Annotated in this window: 14 protein-coding genes; 9 read left to right on the top strand and 5 right to left on the bottom strand. The window is 62.9% G+C overall.

All coding sequences use genetic code 11. The features are described 5' to 3' along the window. Positions 1 to 155: 155 nt before the first annotated feature. Complete coding sequence (locus EWM63_RS24015; RefSeq protein ID WP_130188779.1) at positions 156 to 716, top strand: PAS and helix-turn-helix domain-containing protein; 561 nt, start codon at positions 156 to 158, stop codon at positions 714 to 716. Positions 717 to 733: 17 nt separating this feature from the next. Here the strand turns inward: EWM63_RS24015 and EWM63_RS24010 are convergent, their stop codons facing one another. Continuing rightward, positions 734 to 1,126 carry a RidA family protein gene (locus EWM63_RS24010; RefSeq protein WP_130188778.1) on the bottom strand — a complete coding sequence of 131 codons (393 nt, stop codon included), beginning with the start codon at positions 1,124 to 1,126 and terminating at the stop codon, positions 734 to 736. A 127-nt stretch (positions 1,127 to 1,253) separates the two neighbouring features. On the opposite strand from EWM63_RS24010, the gene EWM63_RS24005 reads away from it, so the two are divergent. Next, the gene (locus EWM63_RS24005; RefSeq protein ID WP_130188777.1) at positions 1,254 to 2,153 is read left to right on the top strand and encodes a LysR family transcriptional regulator; all 900 of its coding nucleotides are present in this window, start codon (positions 1,254 to 1,256) and stop codon (positions 2,151 to 2,153) included. A gap of 33 nt (positions 2,154 to 2,186) precedes the next feature. On the opposite strand, the gene EWM63_RS24000 is transcribed toward EWM63_RS24005, so the two are convergent. Next, a complete protein-coding gene (locus EWM63_RS24000) occupies positions 2,187 to 2,963 on the bottom strand; it encodes an SDR family oxidoreductase (RefSeq protein ID WP_130188776.1) in 777 nt (258 codons plus the stop codon). A 220-nt stretch (positions 2,964 to 3,183) separates the two neighbouring features. Between EWM63_RS24000 and EWM63_RS23995 the strand changes: the two genes are divergently transcribed. From EWM63_RS23995 to EWM63_RS23965, 7 genes are all read left to right on the top strand, one after another. Beyond that, complete coding sequence (locus EWM63_RS23995) at positions 3,184 to 4,812, top strand: electron transfer flavoprotein-ubiquinone oxidoreductase (protein WP_130190586.1); 1,629 nt, start codon at positions 3,184 to 3,186, stop codon at positions 4,810 to 4,812. A gap of 176 nt (positions 4,813 to 4,988) precedes the next feature. Next, positions 4,989 to 5,870 (top strand): flagellin N-terminal helical domain-containing protein, encoded by an 882-nt coding sequence (locus tag EWM63_RS23990; protein ID WP_130188775.1) that lies wholly within the window; start codon positions 4,989 to 4,991, stop codon positions 5,868 to 5,870. A gap of 268 nt (positions 5,871 to 6,138) precedes the next feature. Further along, positions 6,139 to 7,020 carry a flagellin N-terminal helical domain-containing protein gene (locus EWM63_RS23985; RefSeq protein WP_130188774.1) on the top strand — a complete coding sequence of 294 codons (882 nt, stop codon included), beginning with the start codon at positions 6,139 to 6,141 and terminating at the stop codon, positions 7,018 to 7,020. Between the two features lie 249 nt (positions 7,021 to 7,269). Then, positions 7,270 to 8,151 (top strand): flagellin N-terminal helical domain-containing protein, encoded by an 882-nt coding sequence (locus EWM63_RS23980; protein ID WP_130188773.1) that lies wholly within the window; start codon positions 7,270 to 7,272, stop codon positions 8,149 to 8,151. A gap of 252 nt (positions 8,152 to 8,403) precedes the next feature. Beyond that, positions 8,404 to 9,285: a flagellin N-terminal helical domain-containing protein gene (locus EWM63_RS23975; protein ID WP_130188772.1), complete on the top strand. Its 882-nt coding sequence runs from the start codon at positions 8,404 to 8,406 to the stop codon at positions 9,283 to 9,285. 237 nt (positions 9,286 to 9,522) lie between these two features. Next, positions 9,523 to 10,404 (top strand): flagellin N-terminal helical domain-containing protein, encoded by an 882-nt coding sequence (locus EWM63_RS23970; protein WP_130188771.1) that lies wholly within the window; start codon positions 9,523 to 9,525, stop codon positions 10,402 to 10,404. 97 nt (positions 10,405 to 10,501) lie between these two features. Continuing rightward, entirely contained in the window at positions 10,502 to 11,449 is a 948-nt protein-coding gene (locus tag EWM63_RS23965) for a hypothetical protein (protein WP_130188770.1), read from the top strand. Between the two features lie 99 nt (positions 11,450 to 11,548). Here EWM63_RS23965 and EWM63_RS23960 read toward each other — a convergent pair whose 3' ends face one another. From EWM63_RS23960 to EWM63_RS23950, 3 genes are read right to left on the bottom strand one after another with little or no spacing between them, the layout of a single operon-like run. Beyond that, complete coding sequence (locus EWM63_RS23960; RefSeq protein ID WP_130188769.1) at positions 11,549 to 13,639, bottom strand: flagellar biosynthesis protein FlhA; 2,091 nt, start codon at positions 13,637 to 13,639, stop codon at positions 11,549 to 11,551. After that, positions 13,636 to 14,769 carry an EscU/YscU/HrcU family type III secretion system export apparatus switch protein gene (locus EWM63_RS23955; RefSeq protein ID WP_130188768.1) on the bottom strand — a complete coding sequence of 378 codons (1,134 nt, stop codon included), beginning with the start codon at positions 14,767 to 14,769 and terminating at the stop codon, positions 13,636 to 13,638. Before EWM63_RS23955 ends, EWM63_RS23960 begins: the two co-directional genes overlap by 4 nt. Then, positions 14,762 to 15,556 (bottom strand): flagellar biosynthetic protein FliR, encoded by a 795-nt coding sequence (locus EWM63_RS23950; protein WP_130188767.1) that lies wholly within the window; start codon positions 15,554 to 15,556, stop codon positions 14,762 to 14,764. The genes EWM63_RS23955 and EWM63_RS23950 overlap by 8 nt, the downstream gene beginning before the upstream one ends. Positions 15,557 to 15,563: the final 7 nt, after the last annotated feature.

Below are 15,563 nucleotides of genomic sequence, written 5' to 3'. Positions count from 1 at the left end.
TTTTTGATAAGCTAGGCGGAACCGGTCCGCCTTCGTGGCGTTCCAGAATAGGTTACCCGTAAGGAAAGTACAATACAGTAGAAATACGGCCGCAAGCCTGCAGCGTATAAGCTGGATACAAGAGAGCACTACAAGAAAGATATTCGAGACAGCCGATGAATGCACCGTACGAGATCGATTATGAAACCATCTTCCGGTTCGCGCCGGTGGGCATGTGCATCTCCGTGAACCGCGTCATCCAGTCCAGCAACGACGCGCTCACGCAGATGTTCGGCTACCCGCAGGGCACGCTGGATGGCCAGTCGTTCTGCGTGCTGTATCCCACGATGGATGAATTCCTGCGCACCGGCCACCGCATCATCCCGATCATGAACGCGCGCGGGCGCTATTCCGACGAACGCATCATGCGCCGCGCCAGTGGCGAGCTGTTCTGGTGCCACGTGACAGGCCGCGCGCTGAACTGCGCCGATCCGCTCGGCCCCGGCGTGTGGACGTTCGAGGACGTGTCCGAGAAACGCCCCGTGTCGGCCGAACTCACGCCGCGCGAACGCGAGATCGCCGCCTTCCTCGTCGAAGGCAAGACCAGCAAGATGATTGCGCGGGAAACCGACCTGTCGCCGCGCACCGTCGAAATGCACCGTGCAAAGCTGATGCGCAAGTTCGGCGCCGCCACGTCGTCGGAACTGGTGCACAAGCTGGTGGGTTCCACGCGCTGACGCGCGGCCGGCCCCCGTCAATCGGGGATGCGCGCGATCACCTTGATTTCGAAGTCGAAGCCGTACAGCCACGTCACCCCGACCGCCGTAATGTTCGGATACGGCGCCTCGCCCCAGAATTCCCGTGCCACTTCCCAGATCCGCTCGAAGCGCGTTTGCGGATCGACGATGAAGACGGTGACGTCGACCACGTCGTCGAACGTGCAGCCGGCGGCGGCCAGCACCGCGTTCAGGTTCGTGAACGCGCGCCGCACCTGGGTGTCGAGTTCCGGTTCCGGCGTGCCGTCTTCCCGGCTGCCCACCTGCCCCGACACGAACAGCAAGCCATCGGAGCGCACGGCCGGCGAATACCGGTTCTGTTCATACAGGGCCTGCCGGCCCGCGGGAAATACCACGTCGCGCTTGGTCATCTCGTTTCTCCTAAAAAATTGCGGTTTCGATGAGAGGCACTGTAGCGGTCCCCGTCCGTTCGATAAACGGGCAATCGCTCCCAGCACTGTTTGTATAATCCAAACAATCACACCCTACAGGCGCAGCATGGACCGTTTCGATGCAATGAAGGCCTTTGTCCGCGTGGTCGAGGCGGGCAGCTTCACGAAGGCCGCCGAAACGCTGCACGTGAGCCGTGCCACGGTGACGCAACTGGTGCAGCAGCTGGAAGCCCGGTTGCGCGTAAAACTGCTGAACCGCACCACGCGGCGCGTGAACGTGACGGCCGACGGTGCCGCGTACTACGAGCGCGTGGCCAGCCTCCTGGCGGAACTCGACGACGTGGAAGCGGGCCTGCCCGGCACGGCCGGCGAGCCGCGCGGCCCGTTGCGCGTGGACGTGCCAAGCCCGCTGGCGGCCATGATCGTGATCCCTGCGCTGCCCCGCTTCCACGAACGGTATCCGGAGATCCAGCTCGATCTCGGCGCCAGCGACCGCAAGGTGGACATCCTTGGCGAAAACGTCGATTGCGTGATACGCGGCGGTGAACTTACCGACACGTCGCTAACGGCGCGGCGCGTGGCGGACCTGGGCCTGGGCGTGTACGCCGCGCCTGCCTACCTCGCGCGTGCCGGCACGCCGTCGCATCCCGGCGAACTGCGCGACGGCCATCACCGCATCGTGGGGTTCCGCTGGTCCGGAAACGGTTTTCCTTATGCGATGCACCGCGATGGCGCCAGAATCCCCATGCAGGGCCGGCACGTGCTGCGCACCGACGACGGCAACGCCTATCTCGCCGCCGGCCTGGCGGGGCTCGGCATCCTTTGGCTACCCGATTACATGGCGCGGCCGCACGTGGCCGCGGGCGGACTGGTGCCGCTGTTTACGGACTGGCGCGTCGATCCGATGCCGCTGTGGATTGCCTGGCCGCCGAACCGCCACCTCAGCAGGAAGGTGCGCGTGTTCATCGACTGGATCGTGGAACTGATGGCGGCGCGCGAGGTGTAGCGGGCGAAAGCGCAAGCAAAAGCGCAAGCGGGGCTATTGCGCCGTCATGCCGTCATCGGCCGAGATGACGGCGCCATTGATGAAATGGGCGTCTTCGCCGGCGAGCAGCAGCAGCAGGCCGTCGAGGTCTTCCGGCTTGCCCGGGCGTTTGCGAGGCAGCATTTCGATGAGGCGCCGCCCCTGCTCGCTGGCGAAGTAATCCTCGTTGATCTCGGTGGAGATATAGCCGGGGCAGATCGCGTTCGTATTGATGCCATGGCGGCCCCATTCCACCGCCATGGCCTTGGTCATGTGGATCACGCCGGCCTTGCTCATGCAGTACACGCCGATCTGCGGCAGCACGCGCTGGCCAGCCACCGAAGCGATGTTGATGATGCGGTGCTGTTTTTTCGGATCGCCCTTCGCGCGCGCGATCATCCGCTTGGCCGCCTCCTGCGCCACGAAGAAGGCCCCCCGCAGGTTCGTGTCCATCACGAAGTTGTAGTCTTCCGGCGTCACATCGACCAGCCGCTGCGTCGTCGAGACGCCCGAGTTGTTGACGAGGATATCGATCGGCCCGGCCTCCGTTTCCGCGTGGGCAATCGCCGACTTGATGCTGGCATAGTCCGTCACATCCAGCGCCACCACGTGGGCCGCGCCGCCGTCGGCTTCAATCTCGGCACGCAATTCCTTCAGGCGTTCGACCCGCCGCGAAGCCAGCACCACCTGCGCACCGGCGCTCGCCAGCACTTTCGCGAAGCGCGCGCCAAGGCCGCTGGAAGCGCCTGTCACGAGCGCGATCTTGCCTTCAAAATTGACTTCGATACCCACGGCTTGCCCTCCTTTTTCATGTGCGCCGGACGCGCTACGGTTGCCGTGTATCTTACACAATTAGCCAATATTAGACGGGAACATCTACTACAATGCCGTTGCATTTACGGTGGAAAAAGAGCACACTCGTTCTAATTTTTACGGCTTATTTTTCCCGTTTACCTATTCTTATAAAAATCCTATGACGAATCTCGTTGAACAGTACGGCCCGCGCGAAGCAATGGAATACGACGTGGTGATCGTTGGCGGCGGCCCTGCCGGCCTGTCCGCCGCGATCCGCATCAAGCAGCTGGCCCAGGCAAGGAACCAGGAAATCTCCGTGGTCGTGCTGGAAAAAGGCGGCGAACTGGGCGCGCATATCCTGTCCGGCGCCGTGATGGACCCGCGCGCACTGACCGAGCTGATTCCCGACTGGAAGGAAAAGGGCGCGCCCCTGAACACCCCGGTCACGGAAGACCGCGTGCTGTTCCTGACCGAAACAAAGGCCTACAAGACGCCGAACTTCATGATCCCGAAGTGCCTGGAAAACCATGGCAACTACGTAATCTCGCTTGGCAATGTGGTGCGCTGGCTGGGCCAGCAGGCCGAAAGCCTGGGCGTGGAAATCTTCCCCGGCTTCCCGGCTGCCGAAGTGCTGTACAACGAGGATGGTTCCGTCAAGGGCGTTGCCACCGGCAACATGGGTGTCAAGCGGGATGGCGAGCCGGGACCGGATTTCCAGCTGGGCATGGAATTGCACGGCAAGTACACGCTGTTCGCCGAAGGTTCGCGCGGCCACCTGGGCAAGACGCTGATGGCCAAGTATGACCTGAACAAGGGCAAGGACCCGCAGGCCTACGGCATCGGCATCAAGGAACTGTGGGAAATCGATCCGGCAAAACACCAGCCGGGCCTCGTCATCCACACGTCCGGCTGGCCGCTGGCGCACGACGTGTATGGCGGCTCGTTCCTGTACCACGCGGAAAACAACCAGGTCGTCGTCGGCTACGTGGTCGGCCTGAATTACGCGAATCCGTATATCTCGCCCTACGAGGAATTCCAGCGCTACAAGACGCACCCGGCGATCCGCGGCTTCTTCGAAGGCGGCAAGCGCATTTCCTATGGCGCGCGGGCCATCACGTCGGGCGGCCTGCAATCGCTGCCCAAGCTGGTGTTCCCGGGCGGCTGCCTGCTTGGCTGCGATGCCGGCTTCCTGAACATGAGCCGCATCAAGGGCAGCCATGCCGCGATCAAGTCCGGCATGCTGGCCGCCGAGGCGCTCGTTGACGCGCTGGCCGCGAACCGCCAGCACGACGAACTGGCGGCCTACCCTGCAGCATTCGAGCAATCGTGGCTGCACGAGGAACTGCACGTGGCGCGTAATGTGAAGCAGTACCTGAACAAGGGCCTCGTGTTCGGCACGATCATGACGGGCATCGACCAGATCGTCTTCCGCGGCAAGGCGCCCTGGACGCTGCGCCACGACGAGCCGGATCACGCCTGCCTGAAGCCGGCGGCGAACTACCAGCCGATCGTGTACCCGAAACCGGATGGCAAGCTCACGTTCGACAAGCTGTCGTCGGTCTTCATCTCGAACACGAACCATGCCGAGGACCAGCCGATCCACCTGACGCTGAAGAATCCGTCGGTGCCGGTCGACGTCAACCTGGCCAAGTATGCCGGCCCGGAACAGCGTTACTGCCCGGCCGGCGTCTACGAATTCGTGAAGAACGACGATGGCGCCGAGCGCCTGCAGATCAATGCCCAGAACTGCGTGCACTGCAAGACGTGCGACATCAAGGATCCCACCCAGAACATCGTGTGGGTGACGCCGGAAGGCGGCGGCGGGCCGAACTACCCGAACATGTAAGACCGATCACAACGCCGGGGTCGCCCGGCGTTGACGTTTTCACCTCTTCCATGGCAGCGCAAAATAAAGTCAGAAAATTTCCGTGCGGCACTTAATGTCCGCGCCGGGCCGGTCGTCTTGTACTCATGAGAGCGCAGTAAAGTGCTCTGACAACCAACCCCACCGGAGTTACTGAAATGCTGAGCCTTCACACCAACAACGCTGCCCTGTCCGCACAAAACTCGCTGTCGCGCACCCAGTCGACCCTGTCGACGTCGATGACCCGCCTGTCGACCGGCTACCGTATCAACTCGGCAATGGACGACGCTGCCGGCCTGCAGATCGCCACCCGCCTGAAGACGCAGACCAGCGGCATGCAGGTTGCCATGCGCAACACGCAAAACTCGATCTCCATGCTGCAGACCGCCGACGGCGCGCTGGACCAGACGTCGAACATCCTGAACCGCATGAAGGACCTGGCAACCCAGGCCGCCGACGGCTCCTCGACCGCCGCCGACAAGACCGCGATGCAGGGCGAATATGACTCGCTGGCCGATGAGCTGACGAACATCTTCAGCAACACCAAGTTCGGCGGCACGGAACTGATGAAAACGACCGGTGGCAAACTGAATGCGGCCATCTCCTTCCAGATCGGTGCCGATTCCGCCGAAAAGCTGGACGCCGATTTCACCACCGAACTGGGTACCGCCACGGATGCCACCACGGGTATCGGCAGCATCTCCACCCGTTTCAGCGCCGACAACGCCGTGCCTGGCGGCGTTGGCGCAGAACTGACCGGCGCAGCCAACGCCACGATCTCGAAGCTGGCCACCGCGATCGATTCCGTCTCCGCCCTGCGCTCGAAGATCGGTGCCGTGGCGAACCGCCTGGACCACGTCAACAGCAACCTGTCTAACATCTCGACGAACACCAAGGCCGCTGCCGGCCGCATCATGGACGTCGACTTCGCGACCGAATCGGCCTCGATGACCTCGAACCAGATGCTGCTGCAAGCCGGCACCGCGATGTTGAAGCAGTCGAACAGCCAGTCCTCGCTGGTCATGTCCCTGCTGCAGTAATCCCGCGCAGTAATTCAGAGCTATAACGCGCACCTCCGCTGGACCGCCATTCACATGGCGGTCCAATGAGCAAAACCAACCGGACAAGGTTGGCTTTTTGCATTTCCGGCATCGTTCCCGCGCTATCGTGCGACCTCCCGTCGGCCGGCGTAAAAAAATCTCGAAAAATTTCCATGTGGAATTTAATGTGATGGGCAAACCGGTCGTCTTGTATTCATGAGCACGCAGAAAACCTGCACCAGACAACAAACCGAACGGAGTAATTGCCATGCTGAGCCTTCACACCAACAACGCTGCCCTGTCCGCACAAAATTCGCTGTCGCGCACCCAGTCGACCCTGTCGACGTCGATGACCCGCCTGTCGACCGGCTACCGTATCAACTCGGCAATGGACGACGCGGCCGGCCTGCAGATCGCCACCCGCCTGAAGACGCAGACCAGCGGCATGCAGGTCGCCATGCGCAACACGCAAAACTCGATTTCCATGCTGCAGACCGCCGACGGTGCGCTGGATCAGACGACCAATATCCTGAACCGCATGAAGGACCTGGCAACCCAGGCCGCCGACGGCTCCTCGACCGCCGCTGACAAGACCGCGATGCAGGGCGAGTATGACTCGCTGGCCGATGAGCTGACGAACATCTTCGGCAACACCAAGTTCGGCGGCACGGAACTGTTCAAGACGACCGGTGGCAAGCTGAATGCGGCCATCTCCTTCCAGATCGGTGCCGATTCGGCCGAAAAGCTGGACGCCGATTTCACCACCGAACTGGGTACCGCCACGGATGCCACCTCGGGTATCGGCAGCATCTCCACCCGTTTCAGCGCCGACAACGCCGCGCCTGGCGGCGTTGGTACTGAACTGACCGCCTCGGCCAACGCCACCATCTCGAAGCTGGCCACCGCGATCGATTCCGTCTCCGCCCTGCGCTCGAAGATTGGTGCCGTGTCGAACCGCCTGGACCACGTCAACAGCAACCTGTCGAACATCTCGACGAATACCAAGGCCGCTGCCGGTCGCATCATGGACGTCGACTTCGCGACCGAATCGGCTTCGATGACCTCGAACCAGATGCTGCTGCAGGCCGGCACCGCGATGCTGAAGCAGTCGAACAGCCAGTCCTCGCTGGTCATGTCCCTGCTGCAGTAATCCCGCGCAGTATTCGCACTCCCGCTGGACCGCCGTACACTGGCGGTCCTATGAGCAAAAGCCAACCGGACAAGGTTGGCTTTTGCATTTCAGGCATCCTCCGGCCTATTGCGCGGCATCATGCCAGTCTGCGTAAAAAATCCCAAACAATTTCCATGCGGAATTTAATGTGACGGGCAAACCGGTCGTCTTGTACTCATGAGAGCGCAGTAAAGTGCTCTGACAACCAACCCCACCGGAGTTACTGAAATGCTGAGCCTTCACACCAACAACGCTGCCCTGTCTGCACAAAACTCGCTGTCGCGCACCCAGTCGACCCTGTCGACGTCGATGACCCGCCTGTCGACCGGCTACCGTATCAACTCGGCAATGGACGACGCTGCCGGCCTGCAGATCGCCACCCGCCTGAAGACGCAGACCAGCGGCATGCAGGTTGCCATGCGCAACACGCAAAACTCGATTTCCATGCTGCAGACCGCCGACGGCGCGCTGGACCAGACGTCGAACATCCTGAACCGCATGAAGGACCTGGCAACCCAAGCCGCCGACGGCTCCTCGACCGCCGCCGACAAGACCGCGATGCAGGGCGAATATGACTCGCTGGCCGATGAGCTGACGAACATCTTCAGCAACACCAAGTTCGGCGGCACGGAGCTGATGAAAACGACCGGTGGCAAACTGAATGCGGCGATCTCGTTCCAGATCGGTGCCGATTCCGCTGAAAAACTGGACGCTGATTTCACCACCGAACTGGGTACCGCCACGGATGCCACCACGGGTATCGGCAGCATCTCCACCCGTTTCAGCGCCGACAATGTCGCGCCTGGCGGCGTTGGTACCGAACTGACCGGCGCAGCCAACGCCACCATCTCGAAGCTGGCCACCGCGATCGATTCCGTCTCCGCCCTGCGCTCGAAGATCGGTGCCGTGGCGAACCGCCTGGACCACGTCAACAGCAACCTGTCGAACATCTCGACGAACACCAAGGCCGCTGCCGGCCGCATCATGGACGTCGACTTCGCGACCGAATCGGCTTCGATGACCTCGAACCAGATGCTGCTGCAAGCCGGCACCGCGATGCTGAAGCAGTCGAACAGCCAGTCCTCGCTGGTCATGTCCCTGCTGCAGTAATCCCGCGCAGTTTTCACCCCGGCTGGACCGCCGTGCACATGGCGGTCCACCAAGCAAAAGCCAACCGGACCAGGGTGGCTTTTTGCATTTCAGGCATCTTCCAGCGCTGCCGCACGACGTCACGCCGAGCAGCGTAAAAAAATCTCGAAAAATTTCCACACGGAATTTAATGTATCGGGCAAACCGGTCGTCTTGTATTCATGAGTACGCAGGAAACCTGCGTCAGACAACAAACCGAACGGAGTAATTGCCATGCTGAGCCTTCACACCAACAACGCTGCCCTGTCCGCACAAAATTCGCTGTCGCGCACCCAGTCCACCCTGTCGACGTCGATGACCCGCCTGTCGACCGGCTACCGTATCAATTCGGCAATGGACGACGCTGCCGGCCTGCAGATCGCCACCCGCCTGAAGACGCAGACCAGCGGCATGCAGGTCGCCATGCGCAACACGCAAAACTCGATTTCCATGCTGCAGACCGCCGACGGTGCGCTGGATCAGACGACCAATATCCTGAACCGCATGAAGGATCTGGCAACCCAGGCCGCCGACGGCTCCTCGACCGCCGCCGACAAGACCGCGATGCAAGGCGAATATGACTCGCTGGCCGATGAGCTGACGAACATCTTCGGCAACACCAAGTTCGGCGGCACGGAACTGTTCAAGACGACCGGTGGCAAGCTGAATGCGGCCATTTCCTTCCAGATCGGTGCCGATTCGGCCGAAAAGCTGGACGCCGATTTCACCACCGAACTGGGTACCGCCACGGATGCCACCTCGGGTATCGGCAGCGTCTCCACCCGCTTCAGCGCCAACAATGTCGCCCCTGGCGCCGTTGGTACTGAACTGACCGCCTCGGCCAACGCCACGATCTCGAAGCTGGCCACCGCGATCGATTCCGTTTCCGCCCTGCGCTCGAAGATCGGTGCCGTGTCGAACCGCCTGGACCACGTCAACAGCAACCTGTCGAACATCTCGACGAACACGAAGGCCGCTGCCGGTCGCATCATGGACGTCGACTTCGCGACCGAATCGGCTTCGATGACCTCGAACCAGATGCTGCTGCAAGCCGGCACCGCGATGCTGAAGCAGTCGAACAGCCAGTCCTCGCTGGTCATGTCCCTGCTGCAGTAATCCACGTGCTGGAGTAATCTTCGATCCGCTGGCCGACCACGACGTGCTGGCAGGCAAGCAAGAAAGCCAACCGGACCCGGTTGGCTTTTTGCATTTCCACGACAAGAATTTCCGGCATCGAGAAAATTCAAATAAATTTCCATGCGGAATTTAATGTAATGGGCAGAACGGTCGTCTTGTACTAGTAAGCGCGCAGGAAACTGCCCACAACTAACCAACCGCACCGGAGTAATCGTCATGCTGAGCCTTCACACCAACAACGCTGCCCTGTCCGCACAAAATTCGCTGTCGCGCACCCAGTCGACCCTGTCGACGTCGATGACCCGCCTGTCGACCGGCTATCGTATCAACTCGGCAATGGACGACGCGGCCGGCCTGCAGATCGCTACCCGCCTGAAGACGCAGACCAGTGGCATGCAGGTCGCCATGCGCAACACGCAAAACTCGATTTCCATGCTGCAGACCGCCGACGGTGCGCTGGACCAGACGACCAATATCCTGAACCGCATGAAAGACTTGGCAACCCAGGCCGCCGACGGCTCCTCGACCGCCGCCGACAAGACCGCGATGCAGGGCGAGTATGACTCGCTGGCCGATGAGCTGACGAACATCTTCGGCAACACCAAGTTCGGCGGCACGGAACTGTTCAAGACGACCGGTGGCAAGCTGAATGCGGCCATCTCCTTCCAGATCGGTGCCGATTCGGCCGAAAAGCTGGACGCCGATTTCACCACCGAACTGGGTACCGCCACGGATGCCACCTCGGGTATCGGCAGCATCTCCACCCGCTTCAGCGCCGACAATGTCGCGCCTGGCGGCGTTGGTACTGAACTGACCGCCTCGGCCAACGCCACCATCTCGAAGCTGGCCACCGCGATCGATTCCGTCTCCGCCCTGCGCTCGAAGATCGGTGCCGTGTCGAACCGCCTGGACCACGTCAACAGCAACCTGTCGAACATCTCGACGAACACCAAGGCCGCTGCCGGTCGCATCATGGACGTCGACTTCGCCACGGAATCGGCCTCGATGACCTCGAACCAGATGCTGCTGCAAGCCGGCACCGCGATGCTGAAGCAGTCGAACAGCCAGTCCTCGCTGGTCATGTCCCTGCTGCAGTAATCCGCAATACCCGCACCGGGTCCGGACACGGAAGCCGGCAACGCCCAGGGCCAACCGACCACGGTTGGCTTTTTTTTGTTCATGATAAGCTGGTGCCATGGCCATCGACCGAGTAATCCCTTCCAGCGCGACGCTGACGATTCATGACCGGATAGCCCGCGAAAGGCCGGGCCAGCAGCCGCCGCCGTTTCAGGCGGCGCAGTCGCCCGCCGGTCCCGCGCAAGCGACGTTCGACCCGGGTATCCCGGGCGCCACGCCTGCCGCCGTTGCGCTGCTCGAAGCGATCGAAGGCAGGCCGGCCGCCATGCCTGCTGCGCTGGCTCGCACGCTGGCGGCCGAAGCAATGCTTGCCGACGCCGTGTCGATGCAGCCGAACCAGCTGTTCATGTCGCGCCAGATGGTCTGGCATGCGCAGGACCCTTCGGCGCTCGCCGCTTCATGGATGGCGATGATCCGCACCTATGGCGAACAGCGCGCCGCGCTGGCGGCCCAGTCGCGCGGCCGGCACGTGCCCGCCAGCCTGTTCCAGTCCGACGCGGCACCACAGGTATTGCGCGAGGGCCGCCTGCCGCAGCAGCTGATTTCGGAACTCGACGCATGGCGCTTCGCTGTCTATGCATGGGGTGGCGAGAAGCTCGTTCTGCGGGTCGTCACGCGCAACCCGGATGAAGACGATGGCCCGTCGCACCAGCACGCGCGCGTTGCGCTGCGGCTGGAAATACACTTGCCGGACCTGGGCAAGGTCGTATTGCAGATGGAGCCGGCAGAAGGCGGCTTCGTGCTGGAAATTGGCGCGGCGCAGGCCGGCGCCATGCAGTACATCCGCGCCCTGCTGCCGGAAATCGGTGCGATCGCGGCCCGGTGCAGCGTGCGTATCCTGCGCGTGCGGCTCATGCGGCAGCTGCCGGCGCCGGGCCTCGCGCAGCCTGACCGCATGGGGGTTGCGCTGCTCACGGCACCCGTGTTCAAGACGATGGCCGACGTGGCCGTGCTGCTGTCGCAACCATCACCGGCCGGCGAACGCTTCCACGAGCCCGCCCGCTGAAAGTTGCCCGAAAAATGGGCAGTCCGGCGATCCGGCGTATCCCATTTTTCAGGCAACTAGTTTCCTGGAAACCAGGGTACGTCCCCGGTTTTCTCCACGTCACCCCACCGTGCCGATGATGGAGACTTCGCGGTTTTCCGGAACTTCGTTGTAGGACAGCACATGCAGCCCGGGGGCGAACAGCCTGGCGTAGCGCGCCAGCAGCGGCCGGATCTGGGGCAGGACCAGCAGCAACGGCGGCGTGCCCTGTTGTTTCATCTGTTCTCGCGCGACCGGCATGTTGACCTGCAACTGCGCCAGCAGGTGCGGGTCGATCGGGTAATTGTCGAGCACCACCTTGCCCGACTGGCGGGCCTGGTTCAGCGAACCCAGCAGCATGTTTTCCAGCTCGCCGCCCAGGTTAAAGGCGAGCATCTCCTTGCGTTGCCCGAACAGGGCGGCCACGATCTGGCGGCGCAGCGCGCAGCGCACCTCGGCCGCCAGCAGGATCGGGTCCTTGGTGGTTTCCGCACTGTCCAGCAACGTGGTGGCTATCGGCACGATATCCTTCAGCGACACGTTCTCGGCCAGCAGCACGCGGAACACGCGCAGCAGTTGCGTGTGCGTCATCGCCTTGTCCAGCGCGGAACCCAGCTTCGGCGCCAATGCGGTCAGGCGTTCGATGACGGCGCCAACGTCATCGTGCCGGAACAGCTCCGGCAGGTATTCGCGGATCAGTTTCGACAGGTGCGTGGCGATCGCGCTGGGCGCTTCGACTACCTGGTAGCCCAGCCCCAGCGCCTGCGCCTTGTCGCCCGGATCGATCCACACGACCGGCATGCCATAGGCCGGTTCCACGCCGGGAATGCCGTCGATCTGGCCATACAGGTTCGGCGATGGAATCGCCATCAGCCGGTCCGGGAACACTTCCGCCTGGGCGATCACGGCGCCGCCCAGCACCACGGAATATTGCGAAGGCTTCAAGCCCAGGTCGTCGCGCACGCCGATCGGCGGCAGCACCAGGCCCATCGCCTCGGACAGGCTTTGCCGCACGCCGCGCACGCGCTTCGTCAGCACCTCGCCGGCCGCCTTGTCGACCAGGCCGACGAGCTTGTAACCCAGCAGCACCTGCAGCGGGTGCACCACCGGCAGGTTTTGCCATTCCAGCTCCGGCGTCTTTTCCTCGCGCAGCACGGCTTCGATGGCTTCGAGCTGCTTCGTGTCGGGCGCCGCCACGGCGCGCTGCTGCATGCGCCAGCCGACATAGGCCAGCGCGCCGCCGAACGACAGGAACGGCAGCCAGGGCATGCCCGGCACCAGGCCCATGATCACCATCAGGCCGGCGGCCGAGTACAGCACGCTTGGATTGGCCAGCAGCTGCGTGCCGACTTCTTCCTCGAAGTCGCCCGCATCGGACACGCGGGTGACGATAATCGCCGCCGCGGCCGACAGCAGCAGGGCCGGGATCTGGGCCACGAGGCCGTCGCCGATCGTCAGCAGCGCGAACTGGCGGAATGCGTCGCCAAAGCTCATGCCCTGCATGATCGAGCCGATCGCCACGCCGCCGACCAGGTTGATGATGAGGATCAGGATCGAGGCGATCGCATCGCCGCGCACGAATTTCGAGGCGCCGTCCATCGCGCCGTAGAAATCCGCTTCCATCGCCACTTCCTTGCGGCGCAGCTGGGCCTTGTCCTGGTTGATCAGGCCCGCGTTCAGGTCGGCGTCGATCGCCATCTGCTTGCCGGGCAGCGCATCGAGCGTGAAGCGCGCCGACACTTCGGCGATGCGCTCGGCGCCCTTGGTGACGACGGCGAAGTTGATGATCATGAGGATCACGAACACCACGAGGCCGACGACGAAATTGCCGCCAATGACGACGTTGCCGAACGCCTCGACCACCGCGCCCGCCGCATGCGTGCCTTCGTGGCCGTGCAGCAGCACGACGCGGGTCGACGCCACGTTCAGCGTCAGCCTCAGCATCGTGGTCGTCAGGATCACGGTGGGGAAGACGGAAAAGTCCAGCGGGCGCTTGGCCTGCACCGACACGAGGATCACGATCAGCGACAGCACGATGTTGAACGTGAACAGCACGTCCAGCAGGATCGGCGGCAGCGGCAGGATGATCATCGCGAGGATGGACATCACGAACAGCGGCGTGGCGAACTTGTGGCGGCGCAGTTCGACCACCAGGGAGTTCAGGAAATTCATGGGTTGGAAGCCTCACTCATCGATGTTGGTACCTCGATCCGGTCGGGGAACGCGGGGCGGGCCTGCTGGCCGCCTGCGCGGAACGCCTTCATCTGGAACACGTAATGCAGCACCTGCGATACCGCCTGGTACAGCGGCACGGGAATCTGCTGGTTGACCTGTGCGGTATTGTAGATGGCGCGGGCCAGCGGGGCCAAACGCAGCACCTCGATATCGTGCTCCTCGGCGATCAGGCGGATGTACTGGGCCAGTTCGTCGACGCCCTTGGCCACCACGAACGGCGCCTCGGCGCGCGCGTGGTCGTACTTGAGCGCCACCGCGTAGTGCTCCGGGTTGACCACGACCACGTCCGCCGTGGGCACCGTCTTGCGCGCCGCGCGCTGCGACATGGCCCGCTGCAGCTGGCGGATGCGGCCCTTCACCTCGGGCCGGCCCTCGCTGCTCTTGTGCTCTTCCTTCAGGTCCTGCTTGCTCATGCGCTGGTTCTTGGCGAAGAAGAATGCCTGCGCCGGCACGTCGATCACGGCGAACAGCACGAAGATCACCACCAGCGACATCACGCCATCGAGCATCAGCGCCGCGCCATCGGCCATCGCGTTCTGCAGGGGCAGCGCCTGCAGCTGCGTGTACTGGTTCAGCGTGGAGCGGGACATGTGCACGAGCACGGCGATCAGGACGGACACCTTGACGACCGACACCCCCAGTTCGAATAGGGCCTTGCCCTTGAACATCCGCCCCAGGTTCGACACGGGATTCATCTTTGAAAACTTCGGCATCAGGTTCTTCGTGCTGAAGAGCCAGCCGCCCGGCAGCATCGAGGACAGCACGATGAACAGCGGCACGACGAACAGCGGCGCCACCATCTTGACCAGCAGGATGCTGGCCTCGTAGAACACGTCGGACATGGCGTTCATCAGCACGTCGCCGCCTTCCATCTGGATGAAGCTGGCCGCGAAGATCGTGCGGAAGTGTTCCAGGTAATCGGGCAGCAGGTACACGAACAGGCGCAGGCTGACGAGGATGCCGATCGCCGTGGCGAGATCCTTCGAGCGGGTGACCTGCCCTTCATCGCGCGCCTTCTTCAGCTTCTGCTGTGAGGCCTTCTCGGTCTTGTCGCCAGTGTCAGCCATTGCGCCTGGCCTCCTCCGCCGTCATCTGCTGCCGGATCATTTCCAGCACCTGGCTCGTCATTCGCGTGTAATGGTCGGGAATGAAGCGCACCACCTGGCCCAGCATCAGCAGGCCGAAAATCGTGATCACCGAAAAGCCCAGCGAAAACAGGTTCAGCGACGGCGCCACGCGGTTCAGGAAGCCGAAGCCGATCTGCACGACGACGGTGGCGAACACCACCGGGATCGCCAGCAGCATCGCCGCCGAGAAGACCCACGCCACGTTCCACGCCACCGTCTGCAACAGCAGCGGCCCGTAGCCGGCACCCGGCGGCCAGGCCTTGAAGCTGGCGCCGATCACGCTGATGATGACGAGGTGGCCGTCGATGGCAAAGAAGACAATGATCGACAGCATGGACAGCAGCGTGGACACCACGTCGGACGACGAACCGTTCAGCGGATCGTTCATCACCGCCATCGAGAACCCGACCTGCGAGGAGACGACAAAGCCCAGCACGCTGATCGCGGCCATGGCGAAGTAAAAAGCCAGCCCCAGCACGAAGCCGATGATCGCCTGCTCGAGCGTGGCGGCCACCATCGCCAGCGTGAACGGGTCTTCCACGATCTGCGCCTTGCCGGTCACCGGCAGCATCATCACGGCAAGCGTCACCGACAGGAGCACGCGGATCGTCACCGGCACCATCGCCTCGCCCAGCACCGGGGCCGCCGACAGCAGCGCCATCGAACGCACGAAGGGCCACCACAGCGCGTTCAGCATGGGCAGCAGGTTGGCGAGGACCTGTTCCATCCTGGCG

Source organism: Pseudoduganella lutea, from assembly GCF_004209755.1.
GTDB lineage: Bacteria > Pseudomonadota > Gammaproteobacteria > Burkholderiales > Burkholderiaceae_D > Rugamonas > Rugamonas lutea.
The sequence above is the reverse complement of the archived record's forward strand: the minus strand, read 5'-3'. Positions and strand labels throughout refer to the sequence as shown.

Bases quoted from the DNA above. Each gene is read 5' to 3' on its own strand.
- EWM63_RS23965 (WP_130188770.1), top strand. From the start codon at position 10,502: ATGGCCATCGACCGAGTAATCCCTTCCAGCGCGACGCTGACGATTCAT.
- EWM63_RS23970 (WP_130188771.1), top strand. From the start codon at position 9,523: ATGCTGAGCCTTCACACCAACAACGCTGCCCTGTCCGCACAAAATTCG.
- EWM63_RS23960 (WP_130188769.1), bottom strand. From the start codon at position 13,639: ATGAATTTCCTGAACTCCCTGGTGGTCGAACTGCGCCGCCACAAGTTC.
- EWM63_RS23985 (WP_130188774.1), top strand. From the start codon at position 6,139: ATGCTGAGCCTTCACACCAACAACGCTGCCCTGTCCGCACAAAATTCG.
- EWM63_RS23980 (WP_130188773.1), top strand. From the start codon at position 7,270: ATGCTGAGCCTTCACACCAACAACGCTGCCCTGTCTGCACAAAACTCG.
- EWM63_RS23975 (WP_130188772.1), top strand. From the start codon at position 8,404: ATGCTGAGCCTTCACACCAACAACGCTGCCCTGTCCGCACAAAATTCG.
- EWM63_RS23950 (WP_130188767.1), bottom strand. From the start codon at position 15,556: ATGGAACAGGTCCTCGCCAACCTGCTGCCCATGCTGAACGCGCTGTGG.
- EWM63_RS24015 (WP_130188779.1), top strand. From the start codon at position 156: ATGAATGCACCGTACGAGATCGATTATGAAACCATCTTCCGGTTCGCG.
- EWM63_RS23990 (WP_130188775.1), top strand. From the start codon at position 4,989: ATGCTGAGCCTTCACACCAACAACGCTGCCCTGTCCGCACAAAACTCG.
- EWM63_RS24005 (WP_130188777.1), top strand. From the start codon at position 1,254: ATGGACCGTTTCGATGCAATGAAGGCCTTTGTCCGCGTGGTCGAGGCG.
- EWM63_RS23995 (WP_130190586.1), top strand. From the start codon at position 3,184: ATGGAATACGACGTGGTGATCGTTGGCGGCGGCCCTGCCGGCCTGTCC.
- EWM63_RS23955 (WP_130188768.1), bottom strand. From the start codon at position 14,769: ATGGCTGACACTGGCGACAAGACCGAGAAGGCCTCACAGCAGAAGCTG.
- EWM63_RS24010 (WP_130188778.1), bottom strand. From the start codon at position 1,126: ATGACCAAGCGCGACGTGGTATTTCCCGCGGGCCGGCAGGCCCTGTAT.